General features: G+C 62.3%; 12 protein-coding genes and 1 tRNA gene. 7 read left to right on the top strand and 6 right to left on the bottom strand.

From position 1 onward, the window contains the following. Positions 1–12: 12 nt before the first annotated feature. The 5 genes from AC5J09_RS27840 (at position 13) to AC5J09_RS27820 (ending at position 2,894) form a co-directional block, all read left to right on the top strand. Positions 13–89, top strand: a tRNA-Arg gene (locus tag AC5J09_RS27840). Between the two features lie 309 nt (positions 90–398). Next, entirely contained in the window at positions 399–644 is a 246-nt protein-coding gene (locus tag AC5J09_RS27835; protein WP_100674587.1) for a BrnT family toxin, read from the top strand. Then, positions 641–964: a BrnA antitoxin family protein gene (locus AC5J09_RS27830; protein ID WP_494299062.1), complete on the top strand. Its 324-nt coding sequence runs from the start codon at positions 641–643 to the stop codon at positions 962–964. The genes AC5J09_RS27835 and AC5J09_RS27830 overlap by 4 nt, the downstream gene beginning before the upstream one ends. A 377-nt stretch (positions 965–1,341) precedes the next feature. Further along, positions 1,342–2,532, top strand: coding sequence for a calcium-binding protein (locus tag AC5J09_RS27825; RefSeq protein WP_494299061.1), 1,191 nt, complete (start codon positions 1,342–1,344; stop codon positions 2,530–2,532). 194 nt (positions 2,533–2,726) lie between these two features. Then, complete coding sequence (locus tag AC5J09_RS27820; protein WP_018097235.1) at positions 2,727–2,894, top strand: hypothetical protein; 168 nt, start codon at positions 2,727–2,729, stop codon at positions 2,892–2,894. Between the two features lie 407 nt (positions 2,895–3,301). Here AC5J09_RS27820 and AC5J09_RS27815 read toward each other — a convergent pair whose 3' ends face one another. Continuing rightward, on the bottom strand, positions 3,302–4,027 hold the full coding sequence (locus AC5J09_RS27815; protein WP_494299060.1) for an META domain-containing protein: 726 nt from the start codon (positions 4,025–4,027) through the stop codon (positions 3,302–3,304). A 158-nt stretch (positions 4,028–4,185) separates the two neighbouring features. Here AC5J09_RS27815 and dxr point away from each other — a divergent pair, with 158 nt between their 5' ends. Further along, a complete protein-coding gene (gene dxr, locus AC5J09_RS27810; protein ID WP_494299058.1) occupies positions 4,186–5,361 on the top strand; it encodes a 1-deoxy-D-xylulose-5-phosphate reductoisomerase in 1,176 nt (391 codons plus the stop codon). 153 nt (positions 5,362–5,514) lie between these two features. Here dxr and hemA read toward each other — a convergent pair whose 3' ends face one another. The 4 genes from hemA to AC5J09_RS27790 all read right to left on the bottom strand — a co-directional run bounded on the left by hemA (position 5,515) and on the right by AC5J09_RS27790 (position 10,829). Then, the gene (gene hemA / locus AC5J09_RS27805) at positions 5,515–6,729 is read right to left on the bottom strand and encodes a 5-aminolevulinate synthase (RefSeq protein ID WP_198516909.1); all 1,215 of its coding nucleotides are present in this window, start codon (positions 6,727–6,729) and stop codon (positions 5,515–5,517) included. Between the two features lie 351 nt (positions 6,730–7,080). Beyond that, positions 7,081–7,878 carry an FAD binding domain-containing protein gene (locus tag AC5J09_RS27800; RefSeq protein WP_494299056.1) on the bottom strand — a complete coding sequence of 266 codons (798 nt, stop codon included), beginning with the start codon at positions 7,876–7,878 and terminating at the stop codon, positions 7,081–7,083. Positions 7,879–7,893: 15 nt separating this feature from the next. Continuing rightward, entirely contained in the window at positions 7,894–10,239 is a 2,346-nt protein-coding gene (locus AC5J09_RS27795; protein ID WP_494299055.1) for a xanthine dehydrogenase family protein molybdopterin-binding subunit, read from the bottom strand. Positions 10,240–10,340: 101 nt separating this feature from the next. Continuing rightward, a complete protein-coding gene (locus AC5J09_RS27790) occupies positions 10,341–10,829 on the bottom strand; it encodes a (2Fe-2S)-binding protein (protein WP_324762432.1) in 489 nt (162 codons plus the stop codon). 421 nt (positions 10,830–11,250) lie between these two features. Here AC5J09_RS27790 and AC5J09_RS27785 point away from each other — a divergent pair, with 421 nt between their 5' ends. Beyond that, positions 11,251–11,502: a YMGG-like glycine zipper-containing protein gene (locus AC5J09_RS27785; protein ID WP_003528572.1), complete on the top strand. Its 252-nt coding sequence runs from the start codon at positions 11,251–11,253 to the stop codon at positions 11,500–11,502. Positions 11,503–11,579: 77 nt separating this feature from the next. Here AC5J09_RS27785 and AC5J09_RS27780 read toward each other — a convergent pair whose 3' ends face one another. Continuing rightward, a complete protein-coding gene (locus AC5J09_RS27780) occupies positions 11,580–13,352 on the bottom strand; it encodes an adenylate/guanylate cyclase domain-containing protein (RefSeq protein WP_324762433.1) in 1,773 nt (590 codons plus the stop codon). Between the last annotated feature and the right edge of the window lie 134 nt (positions 13,353–13,486).

Below are 13,486 nucleotides of genomic sequence, written 5' to 3'. Positions count from 1 at the left end.
TCTATTCCGAGTGGTCCCGTAGCTCAGCAGGATAGAGCACCAGATTCCTAATCTGGGGGTCGCGCGTTCGAATCGCGCCGGGATCACCATCTTCGTATCAATAAATTCACGAACTTAGCTGATGCGGCCGCAGAGAGGTCCGCTTAAAGCCGTGTCGCACGGCCTCGCAACGATCTCCCTTGATTTCCAAGCATTACCAACCTCTTGCTGGCGACTCCATGCGACATGATAAGCCGGTCATCCCTCAGTTTTCCATATTGATGTTGACGTTGCGGTCCTTCGGCAGGATGGAAGCCGTTATTTCGGGTTTCGTCGGTCATCCAAAAGCCTCGCTTTTCGGTATCACATTTTCCGTATCACTTTTTTGCATTCGGAATTAAACGTGATACAAAAAATACATGAAGATCACGTACGACGAAACCAAGCGCCAGACCAACATCGGCAAGCACGCCTATGATTTCGCCGAGCTCGACATGGAGTTCTTCTCTTCGTCCGTAGTGGTCCCGGCCAAGGAAGGCCGCTTCATGGCAATCGGCGTCCTGCGCAATGGCGTGATTGCCGTGGTCTTCGGTCGCCTTGGCTCGGAAGGTATTTCGATTATCTCCATGCGTGACGCCAGCCGGAAGGAAAGGAGCTTACTATGACGAACCCATCCCGCCGCATTCGCCATATCTCCGACAAGGAGGAGGCAGAAATTCAGCGCAAGATAGCCAGCGACCCGGATGCTCCCGAGGCTACCGACGAGCAGCTTGGGCAAGCCAAGCCCTTCGCCGAGGCTTTTCCCGACCTCGCCGAGAGTATCAAGCGTGCCAGGGGCCGGCCAGCCATCGAGAAGCCCAGGCAGCAGCTATCCATCCGCTTGGATCCGGACATTATCGAGCATTACAAGGCGACCGGCAAAGGCTGGCAGAGCCGAATGAATGACGACCTTCGCAAGGCCGCCGGGTTGAAGAAGGCCGGCTAGCTTACTTCTCCCGCACTCTTACCTGACGGTCTGGTCATAGGCCTGCCGCTGCTGTTGCCTTCTGCCGCCTTTAAGTCAGGTTACGGCGGGGCTGGAAAGAGCCTTATGACCGTTACGCTTGCGAAGCATTAATCCGCAATCGGCCAAGCCTTTCAGCATTCGTCAAAGGGATAGGGCTTCCGCTTGCTCCCGAACTTTCCGGTAGCTGAAAGCTCTCCGAGAGGCGGGAAAAAACGTTATCCACACAACTGCCGCCCTTTTCCTTTCGCGTAAACAACAGCTTGTTCCACGCGCGCAATTCCGGCGTAAGGCGTGTCACCGTTACGCCTCATTCGAACTTCACCACCCCCGCCGTCAGAACAGCAGGGAGTAAACGAATGAACATCAATGGAACCAACGTCGCCAACAAGCTCATGGGTACGAATCTTGCGGACACGATCCGCGGCTATGATGGCAGTGATTCCATTTGGGGTAATGCCGGTGACGACTATCTCGACGGCGGGCTTGGCAACGACTTGCTCTATGGTGGGCTTGGCAACGACTTTTTCAAGGCCGGAGCGGGCGATGACTACGCGGAAGGCGGCGACGGCAATGACAGCTTCGACGGCGGCGCCGGCGCCGACACGCTGATCGGCGGGCTCGGCAACGATATCTTTTCCGGCGAAGACGGCAATGACATCATCAACGGCGGCGATGGCCATGACCATATCCTCGGAGACGCCGGCAACGACCGGATCTATGGGGGCGCCGGCGAGGAATACATCGACGGCGGAGTGGGAGACGACATCATCTATGCCGGCTCTGGAAACGACGGCTTCAACAACCGCATTGATCCCGCGACGGGCAAGCTGACGCAGCAGGCGGTCAGTGGTGGTGCCGGCAACGATACGATCTACGGCGAAGAGGGCAACGACGCCCTGAAGGGCCAATCCGGAAACGACCGGGTCTATGGCGGCATCGGCGACGACATCGTCGATGGCGGCGACGGGAACAACTACCTCGATGGCGGTGATGGGAATGACGTGCTCGACTCCGAGGGCGGCATCGACGAAGCCCACGGCGGTAACGGTAACGATCGGATTGCCGCAGGCGCCGGCAACGATCGGGCATTCGGGGATGCCGGAGACGATATCCTGACGGGCGAAGCTGGCGACGACGTGCTTGCTGGCGGCCTCGGCAACGACCTTGTCATTGCCGGAGACGGAAACGACACGCTTCGCGGCGACGCGGGCAGAGATACCCTTCTTGGCGACGCGGGAAGCGACATCCTGTGGGGTGGCGCCGATGCCGACCGCTTCGTCTTCAAGGGCGCGGGTTCGCTCGTCGGACGGGACTCCGTGATGGACTTTCAGGACGGCACCGATCTGCTTGTCCTGGAGAACCTCGGAATCAAGCAATATTCGAGCTCCGGCACGGCCGGTACGATTTTCGCGTATGATGACGCCAGCGGAGACGTGATGTTGAAAGGCTACGATTCGACGGGCAATGCGCTGTCGATCCATGTCGACGATCCGACGAATACCCTCGCCGCCTCCCACTTCAGCAGCACCGATTTTCTCTTCGCCTGATCGAAGCGGATGAAAGTTCGAGCACCGCGCGTATCGCACGCGCGGTGCGTTCCTTTGAGACTTAAGTCCGATATTAAATGGCCGATAGTCTTAGCCCATTTTGGCTTATCCCATTGAGCACGCTCCGTAATCCTTGACTGCAACCTGTGCTGTGAGACCCTTCTATCTCGTGGTTGTACTATGCAGGTGAAGCGATGATCTTCGCGGATGACGTTGAGTTGGCCCTCGCTCTGGCCTGCGAAGAACTCCAGATGACCCGGGACGAAATAATCCGCCTCATCCTTCGCGAGTGGCTGGAGCAATATGGCTTTATCCAATTCCATGAATTGGACGAAGGTAGCGACACAAACAGCAGCGCGTGAGTTCCGCATGTTCCCGTGCTGAGCGGTTTTCCCCCCGGCATTGCGGAAAACAAGGGGTTAGAGAGTTTCCGCGATTCGGAGAAAGGCTCTAGCCTACCCTCAAGCTTGCTCCTCGAAGCCGAAGGCCGAGGCGGGCGGCAACGCGCTGCGATGCGTGATTTTCTCGATCCGTGCTGTAGAACAGGGTACGAGAGCGCAGTTCAGGCAAGCGCGACCAGCCGGCGGTAGCGGCTGCTCCGAAGCCCTGCCCCCTGAAGGCCTTCGCCGTTGCCCGATCCCTCCGGATCGTTCTCCCCTTCCATCCGGCCTCCATCTCCCAAGCGAAATAGCGTGCGGTAATCGATGTCGAGCCAATGCAGCATGGTTCAGACGTACAATCCCGTCCGGCCTGTGTCGAGGCGGCACCGCTATTCCACTTCCTTGCATGCTATCCCCGGGTCCTCCTCGCCCTTCATCCTATCGAAAAGCGTCGCCTCGCCACCCTTCGTCCACCAGACATATCTGCCGCCGGCATATCTGGCGCCCGATCCGGAAATCACGTTCGATGCCACGATGAACGTGCCTTCAATGGTGAAGGTCGCGAGCGACGCGGACCCGGCGTCGATGTATTCGGCCTCGATCGTCTTGTCGCCGCAGGCATAGCGAACCGTCCGCCGGTCGACTGCGCCGGCGTCCGGAATTTCGATCGTCAGTTCTGCGCGGTTGCCGTTCCGCGACTGCATCGAGGTTAGCTGCAGCACGCTCTCCTCGTTTCGCCCGCCGAGAAAGAGCTTGGATCCCTCTATTCGCCAGACAAGCTCCGTCTTAAGCGCTTCGAAGAACTTCCGCTCCTGGTCCATGACCGCCGGTACGCACATCTTGCGGGTGGCGGCAGCCGGCCCGAAGGTGATCGTCGCGCCGGAGAGGCCGAACGTTCCGGTGAAATGATTGCAGCCGGCCATGCCGCCATAGGTGCCGTCCTCACGAATCTCGAGCGTCGTCTGAAGATCATCGATCACGCCCCGGCCGCCTATGTCCTCGGCAAGCCACGAGCCGACGAGCGCCTCCGGCACCTTTTCGGCAGCCACCGTCTGCATGGAGGCAAGCTCGATCAGCACGCAGGCGCAAGATGCGGCGGTCAGGGCTTGCAGCATCGAAAACTCCTCAGACAAATCATCGTTCGACGGTGTTAACGATTCTTACCCGAGCGCTGCCTCTTGGAGAAGGGCGATGACTTCACCCTTGTTGCCGGCAGTATTCGGCTGTAGAGCCTAATAAAATCATTAGAACGAGAAGAATACGGGATTTTGGCATGGCATCCGGCGATGATTTCAAGCGCCGTCTGACGATACTGGGTTCCACCGGATCGATCGGGACCAATACGCTCGACGTGGTCGAACGGCTCGGCGGGTGCGATCGATTCGCCATCGCCGCGCTGACCGGCAACGGCAACATCCCGTTGCTTGCGGAGCAGGCCCGCCGCGTCGGCGCGGAGCTCGCAGTCACCGCCGACGAGCATCGCTACGGCGAACTCAGGGAGGCGCTGAGCGGCAGCGGTATCGACGTCGCCGCCGGGCGCAGCGGCCTGATCGAGGCGGCCGAACGGGACGCAGGCTGGGTTATGGCGGCGATCGTCGGCAATGCCGGTCTTGGCCCGACACTTGCCGCCGCCCGCCGCGGCGCCGACATCGCACTCGCCAACAAGGAATGCCTCGTTTCCGCCGGCAGCCTTTTCATCGAAGCCGTCAGCGCGGGCGGCGGACGGCTGCTGCCGGTCGACAGCGAGCACAATGCGATCTTCCAGGTGCTGGAGAACGACCAGCGCCATGCCGTCGAGCGCATCGTGCTTACCGCCTCCGGCGGTCCGTTCCGCACCAGCACCCTCGACGAAATGCGGCATGTGACGGCGGATACGGCCCGCGCCCATCCGAACTGGTCCATGGGCCTCAAGATCTCGATCGACAGCGCCTCCATGTTCAACAAGGCGCTCGAGATGATCGAGGCGCGCCACCTCTTCCGCCTGAGGCCGGACCAGATCGAGGTGATCGTCCACCCGCAATCCGTGATCCACTCGATGGTCGGCTATACGGACGGGTCCGTCCTCGCCCAGCTCGGCTGCCCCGACATGCGCACGGCCATCGGCTATGCGCTTTCCTACCCCGAGCGCTGCCGTCTGCCGGTCGAGCGCCTGGACTTCGCCAGGCTCGCCCGGCTCGATTTCGAAGCCCCGGACGAAGTCCGCTTCCCGGCGCTGAGGCTCGCGCGCCGCGCCATGGAGGAAGGCGGCGTCCAGGGTGCCGTGCTGAACGGCGCCAAGGAGACCGCACTCGAGGCGTTCATCAAAGGCCACGTCGGCTTCCTGGCCATGGCGGAAATCGTCGAGAGAGTGATGGACGCGCTTGCCGGCCTGCCGGCTGCGGCGAACATGGACGACGTCTTTGCCGCGGATGAAAAAGCGCGGCGGGCGGCTGCCGAGATGATCCGGTAGAGAGTTGTTGCGGGTGAATCCGCCCTCATCCAGCCTGCTGGCCCGTAGGCGGGGCGAAGGGGACAAGTGGCAGCTCCTTGCACCACACGAGCGCTGCTACGAAACAGAGGTTCGGGCGAGGAGGTCCCTCTCCCCGCCAGAGCTCGCCGGAGCTTACGCCACGGCCCTCGCCAGCGCACAGCGCGACCAGAGCGAATGCAGCGCACCGACCAGATGGTCGATATCGGCGTCAGAATGCAGGGGGGTCGGCGTGATGCGCAGGCGCTCGGTCTTCTTCGGCACGGTCGGGTAATTGATCGGCTGGACGTAGATGCCGAAATTGTCGAGCAGCAGGTCGGAGATCCACTTGCACTTGGCGGCATCGCCGACGATGACCGGCACGATATGGCTCGGATTGACCATATGCGGAATACCGCGCTGGTCGAGCAGCGAACGAAGCCGGCGCACGCGCTCCTGATGCGCGAAGCGTTCGACCTGGCTTTCCTTCAGGTGGCGAATGGAGGCGAGCGCCCCGGCGGCGAGCGCCGGCGGCAGCGCCGTGGTGAAGATGAAACCGGAAGCGAAGGAGCGGATGAAGTCGCAAAGCGCCGCCGATCCGGTGATGTAGCCGCCCATGACGCCGAAGGCCTTGCCGAGCGTGCCTTCGATGACCGTCAGCCGGTGCATCAGCCCCTCGCGCTCGGCAATGCCGCCGCCACGCGGGCCGTACATGCCGACCGCATGAACTTCGTCCAGATAGGTCATCGCGCCGTATTTGTCGGCGAGATCGCAGAATGCCTCGATCGGCGCGATGTCGCCATCCATCGAATAGACGGATTCGAAGGCAATGATTTTAGGCGCGCGCGGGTCGGCGGCTGCAAGCTTAGCCTCGAGGTCCGCCACCGAATTGTGCTTGAAGATGACCCGCTCGCATTTCGAGTGGCGGATGCCCTCGATCATCGAAGCGTGGTTGCCGGCATCCGAAAAGACGATAACGCCGGGAATTTTGGAACAGAGCGTCCCGAGCGCGGCCCAGTTCGAAACGTAACCGGAGGTGAACAGAAGAGCCGATTCCTTGCCGTGCAGGTCGGCGAGCTCGCGCTCGAGCAGCACATGGTAATGGTTGGTGCCGGAGATGTTGCGGGTGCCGCCGGCGCCGGCGCCGCATTCATCGATCGCGTTCTTCATCGCCTCGGTGACGATGGGACACTGGCCCATGCCGAGATAGTCGTTCGAGCACCATACGGTCACTTCCCGGGCGCCATCGGCCGTGTAGCGCGTCGCCTTGGGGAAGCTGCCGCGATGGCGGGCGAGATCGGCGAAAACCCGGTAACGGCCTTCCTGATGCAGCCCATCCAGCTCGTTTTTGAAGAAACTCTCGAAATCCATCATCATCTCCAGTGCCCTGTCGCCTTTCTTCCTACAAAGCGATCAGTGGTCAACCCCGGACAGGCTCCGACGCGCGGGCTGCGGCAAAAGGCCTCTCGGCCCCCAGACCCCGGTTATTCTGCGCGGCGCGTGTCGTGCCTGGCAAGCGGGAAAGGCGATGGAAAATGACGACACATTTTCAAACCTTTCCGCGGTAATCAGGCTCGACCTCGACATGGAGTCCGAGAGTCCAGTTTTGAACCATTCCAAAATGGCTAGCAAAACTTCATTCTCCCGAACATCGATCGAAGTCAAGCAATTGCGGAAAAAGGACGGCCGCTGTCGCCCTTTTTCGATACCAAAGTTGGTCCGTCAGGCGGCCGCCACGGCGCGTTTCGTCATCACCTTGACGAGATTGGCGCGATAGGCAGCGCTTGCATGAATATCGGAAAGCAGGTTCGAATCGTCCACCTTCACATTGTCGACGGCACCCGGCGACCAGTTGGCGGCAAGCGCCGCCTCGAGGTCCGGATGGCGGAAGACGCCGTCCGACCCGGCTCCGGTCACGCCAACGCGCACTGCGCCATCGTCACGACGGACGACGAAGACGCCGGTCATCGCATAGCGCGATGCCGGATTGGGGAACTTCCGATAGGCCGCTTTCGCCGGCGCTTCGAAGCGGACGGCCGTCACGATCTCACCGTCTTCGAGCGCCGTTTCGAAGAGACCGGTGAAGAAGTCTTCAGCCTTGACCTCGCGCCTGTCGGTGACGATCACCGCATCGAGCGCCAGCATCGCGGCCGGATAGTCCGCCGCCGGATCGTTGTTGGCGATGGAGCCGCCGACCGTACCCATGTGGCGGACATGCGGATCACCTATGTGGCTGGCAAGCCCGCAAATGGCCGGACAGACCGCGGCAAGCGCGGCGGAGGTCGCGACCTCCTCATGCGTCGTCGCCGCGCCGATCCTGATCGACCGGCCGTCGACGGTGATCCCCTTCATCTCGGCAATGTGCCTGAGATCGACAAGGTCGCTCGGGGCGGCGAGCCGCTGCTTCATCGTCGGGATGAGCGTCATGCCGCCGGAAAGATATTTTCCCTCCGCGGCGGTCCCCATCAGCTTCGCTGCCTCTTCGACCGAGGAGGCCCGATGATAGTTGGTCTCATACATCTCAAGTCCTCCCGATCAATGCGCGCTATGCACCGCCGCCCAGACCTTTTGCGAGGTCGCCGGCATGGTGAGCTCGTTGGTGCCGATCGCGTCCGTGATGGCGTTGATCAGCGCCGGCGGCGAGCCGATCGCCCCCGCCTCGCCGCAGCCCTTGACCCCGAGCGGGTTGCTTGGGCAGGGCGTGTTCGAGGTCGTCACCGTGAACGAAGGCAGGTCGTCGGCGCGCGGCATGGCGTAGTCCATGTAGCTCGCCGTCAGCAGCTGCCCGCTCTGGTCGTAATGCACCCCTTCGAGCAGCGCCTGGCCTATGCCCTGCGCCAGCCCGCCATGCACCTGGCCCTCGACGATCAGCGGGTTGATGATATTTCCGAAATCGTCCGCCGCGACGAACTGCACGATCTTCGTCTGGCCCGTTTCCGGATCCACTTCCACTTCGCAGATATAGCAACCCGCCGGGAAGGTGAAGTTGCTGGGATCGTAGAAGGCGCCCTCCTTGAGGCCCGGCTCCATGCCGGGCGGCAGGTTATGGGCCGTATAGGAAGCAAGCGCCACCTGCGACCAGGGGACCGACCTGTCGGTGCCGGCCACCTTGAGCGCGCCGTCCTCGATGACGATGTCGCTCTCGTCCGCCTCCATCAGATGGGCCGCAATCCTTTTGGCCTTGGCCTCGACCTTGTCGAGCGCCTTGAAGACGGCCGACATTCCGACGGCACCGGAGCGGGAACCATAGGTTCCCATGCCCATCTGCACCTTGTCGGTATCGCCATGGACGATATTGACGCTGTCGATCGGTACGCCGAAACGCTCCGCAACCACCTGGGCGAAGGTCGTTTCGTGTCCCTGGCCGTGGCTGTGCGAGCCGGTCATCACCTCGATCGTGCCGACCGCGTTGACCCTGACTTCGGCCGATTCCCACAGGCCGACGCCGGCGCCGAGCGAGCCGACGGCGGCGGAAGGCGCCAGTCCGCAGGCTTCGATATAGCAGCTCATGCCGATGCCGCGCTTCATTCCCCGCCGCTCGGCTTCCGCCTTGCGCGCGGCGAACCCGTCCCAGTCGGCCGCCTCCATCGCCCCCTTAAGCGACGCTTCGTAATCGCCCGCATCGTAGTTCATGATCACCGGCGTCTGATGGGGGAAGGTGCGGATGAAGTTGATGCGCCTGAGTTCCGCAGGGGAAACGCCGAGCTCGCGCGCGGCCGTCTCGATCGTGCGCTCCAGCAGGTATGTGGCCTCCGGCCGCCCGGCGCCGCGATAGGCGTCGACCGGCGCCGTATTGGTATAGACGGTGCGGACATTGGCATGGATCGCCGGGATCGCATACTGCCCGGAGAGGAGCGTCGCATAGAGATAGGTCGGCACGCAGGAGGAGAAGAGAGACATATAGGCGCCGAGATTGGCGATGGTGTCGACCTTCAGCGCGGTGATCCGATTGCTGCTGTCGAATGCCATCTTCACCGTCGACACATGATCGCGGCCGTGCGCGTCCGTCAGGAAGGCCTCGGTGCGGTCCGCGGTCCATTTCACCGGCACGCCGGTACGCTTCGAGGCCCACAGACAGACGATCTCTTCCGGATAGATGAAAATCTTGGAGCCGAAGCCACCGCCGACGTCCGGAGCGATCACCCGGAGCTTGTTCTCGGGCGCGACATTGTAGAAGGCGCTCATCACCAGCCGGGCAAGATGCGGGTTCTGGCTGGTGGTATAGCAGGTGAAATGGTCGTCGCCGGCATCATAGATACCGAGTGTCGCGCGCGGCTCCATCGCATTCGGCGACAGGCGGTTGTTGATGATCTTCAGTTCCGTGACATGCGCCGCAGCAGCGATCGCCTGGTCGGCCGCACCCGCGTCGCCAAGCTCCCAATCAAAGATCAGATTGCCCGGCGCTTCCGGATGGATCTGCGGCTCGCCCTCGCCCAGTGCCTGGAGCGTATCGGTGACGACCGGCAGGGTTTCGTAATCCACGACCACCGCTTCCGCCGCGTCGCGGGCTTGCGCGACACTGTCGGCGACGACGATCGCCACCGCGTCGCCGACATAGCGCACGGTCTCGTGGGCAAGCGGCCGCCATGCGCCCATGCGCATCGGTGAGCCGTCCTTCGAGTGGATCATCCAACCGCAGATGAGATTGCCGATCCCGTCAGCCAGCAGTTGCTTGCCGTCGAGCACGTCGATCACGCCCGGCATCGCCTTGGCCGACGTCGGGTCGATGCTCCTGATGGTCGCATGCGCATGCGGGCTCCGCACGAAAACCGCATATTTCATGCCGGGCACGACCATGTCGTCCGTATAACGCCCCTTGCCGGTCAGGAAGCGCTTGTCTTCCTTGCGCGCCACCCGCGCGCCGATGCCTTCAACGCCCATTGCCTATCTCCTCCCGAAGTCCTGCAACGAATTTCCGCTCCAGCGGAATGACGAAAATCACGTGCGATGCTCGTCTGGCATCGCGCTCCCTTTGGGTTTCCTCATTCTGCCGCCTGGCGAACGCCGCCCGTCCCGGCCGCGGCGGCCAGGATCGCCTGGACGATGTTGTGATAGCCGGTGCAGCGACAGATGTTGCCTTCCAGCTCGGCGCGTACCGTCGCCTCGTCAAGATTGCCGCCATGTCGACGGATCATGTCGACGGCGGTCATGACCATGCCCGGCGTGCAGAAGCCGCATTGCAGTCCGTGATACGTCTTGAAAGCCGCCTGGACCGGGTGAAGCTCGCCGTTCGACGCCAGGCCCTCGATCGTCGTGATCGTCGAGCCGGCCGCCTGGGCGGCAAGGATGGAACAGCTTTTCACCGATTGCCCGTCCATGTGAACGACGCAAGCGCCGCACTGCGTCGTGTCGCAGCCGACATGCGTCCCGGTCAGGCCGAGATTTTCGCGGATAAAGTGCACCAGCAGCGTTCGGTCGTCGCAGGTACCACTTACCTGGCGGCCGTTGACCGTCATCGTTATTTTCGCCATTTCGCTCCTCCGGGTCGGTCCAGAGTCGAGCGCGGCTTCAAATCGGGTGAGATGCGTTCACGCGACTCGAAGTACGCGCCGACCGATATCGATTGCCCTTCCGCCAGCGGTCCACTCCTCCCGAGCCCGCGTGGCGACGTTGTAACATTTGTCTTTTTTTCGGGCCGCCGCAACCGTTTCGCGCCACAGGGGGCAAAAAAATGCGAGCACGTATGTAACCCCGGCAACAGCGCCTTCATGTTCCGTTCAGGAAAGATCGCATTATGTGGCATAAGAACGATCTCGCCGTATCCGTGCATTTTCCTCGGCGGCGGGTTATGTTCCGAATGCAAGTTCAAGTGGAGGGCCGCGGTTCGCACCCTCCCATCACTATAGGACGGACGAGGCGGACGCTGAATCCGTCGAAATCGGAGAGGACATCATGAAGAAAGCCATCGCGCTTGTGTTGGTCGCCCTGTCGGTCGCGAGCTGCACGCAAACCGAAAAGGGTGCCGGTATCGGCGCCGTATCGGGGGCAATCATCGGGGGCGCGGTTACCGGTGACGTCCGCGGCGCGGCTGTCGGCGCGGCGATCGGCGGCGTATCCGGCGCCGTGATCGGCCACGTCACCGACCAGCCGGGCCAGTGCTACTACCGCGACCGCTACGGCCGCCGCTACATCGACCGCTGCTGAGTGCCGCAACGGCCGGATCGACGGCCCCGGAACGTTCCGGGGCCTTTCATGTCCGCCGGAATGTTCCCGAAGGTGCGCTATTGCGCTGCGATCCCGTTCGCCGCCGCCGATCCGCCCTTCGCTCCCGCTTTGACAAGCCCTTCGCTGAGGTGTTGCAGGTCCGATTCCTGGACGTAATGCTGTGTGGCGAGAAACGCGTCGAGGTCGAAATCCGGGGCGAGCGCCCGGACCTTCTCCATATGGGCGTGAGCCGCAATGTCATCCCCGAGCCAGCCGTAGCAGGCCGCGACGAATGCATGCTGGACGTGGTCCATCACCGAGAGGTGCATGAAGGCCTCGACCGCCTCTCCATACTGCCGGGCGGCGAAATGAGCCTTGCCGAGGTGGCTCCAGAAGCGTTCCGGATGATGAGGATTGAGCTGCATGGCCTTGCGGATCCACTCGACCCCCTCTTCCGGTCGCCCCAGCCAGGTCAGCAGTTCGCCCTGCTGGACCACAACCAGGTCGTAATTGGGATTGAGGGAAAGGGCACGCTCCTGATGGTAGCGCGCCGTCGTCAACGCATTGTTGTTCACGTTTACCGCCGCGAGGATGCGATGCACGTCGGCGTCGTTGTCGTCGAGCGCCAGCGCCCGGTCCAGCTCCGCAACGATCTCGGCCCAGACCGCATCCTTGTCTTCGCACCAGCCGTGGACCCAGGCTTGCCCGAGGATGCAGGCCCGCCAGGCATGGGCATGCGCATAGTCGGGATCGAGCGCGACAGCCCTGTCGATGAGGGCCCGGGCCTGCTCGTTATCCGCGACCGTGCTCCGGTGATGCAGCACCTTGGCGGCAAGGGCACATTCGTAGGCGGCCATATTGGCCGGCTTCGTGCGGGCGAGCAGGTCCCGCTGCGCGGCCTCGACGCGCCCCGGGAGCGTTGCCGCTATCGCCGCCGTCACCTCGTCCTGGATGGCGAAGATGTCGTCCAGTCTCCGGTCGTATTTGTCGGCCCAGATATGAGCGTCGTTGACCGCGTCGATGAGCTGGACCGTCACGCGCACCCGGTCGCCGATCTTGCGGACGCTGCCCTCCACCAGATATTGCGCTCCGAGCTTCTCGGCCGCCTCGCGCACGTTTACCGGCTGGTTCTTGTAGACGAAGCTGGAGTTGCGCGAGATGACGAACAGCTCGTGCCGGCGGGACAGCTCGGTGATGATGTCCTCCGTCAGGCCGTCTGCGAAAAACTCCTGGTCGGGATCGCCGCTCATATTGTCGAACGGCAGCACCACGATCGAAGGTTTGGAAACGGAGCGCGGCGCATCCGTAGCCTCCGGGAAGGATGGCAGGACAGGCCCCTCGATCCCGACTCGGAAGAGATGAATCGGGCGGCTGATGTTCTTCAGCATCTTCTCGCCCAGATCCTCGATGGGGACATCGATCCGGTCGGCGACTTGCGTCGCCACCGCAGCCGTCACGCAGATGCCGCCCACATCGGCCAGCTGCTCGATACGGGCGGCGATGTTCACGCCGTCGCCGAAGATGTCGTCCTCCTCGAAGATGATGTCGCCGAGATTTATGCCGATCCTGAATTCGATCCGCCGGTCCTGCGCCACGTCGGCATTGCGCCGCTTCATGCGGCTCTGGATCTCGACGGCGCATTTTACCGCGTCAGTCACGCTCTGGAATTCGACCAGCATGCCGTCGCCCGTGGTCTTGATGAGGTGGCCCTTGTTCTTTGCAATGGCCGGATCGATCAGTTCTATCCGATGAGTCCTGAGGCGGGCGATGGTACCGGCTTCATCGGCCTCCATCAGGCGGCTATAGCCTGCCATATCGGCTGCCAGCACTGCGGCTAGTCTCTGTTCCATCGGTTGCCAACAAACGTTTGGCGGGAGCACCTTCTTCCGGACTCCCGGGTTCAAGCGGGCCAGGGCGATTCTATAGCACCCCGACGTGATCGCCTACCTAAATTAGCATCCACTTGAAAAGAAGCTGCTGAGCC

It is taken from the genome of Sinorhizobium sp., from assembly GCF_059070375.1.
This window is presented reverse-complemented; position numbering and strand designations above follow the sequence as displayed.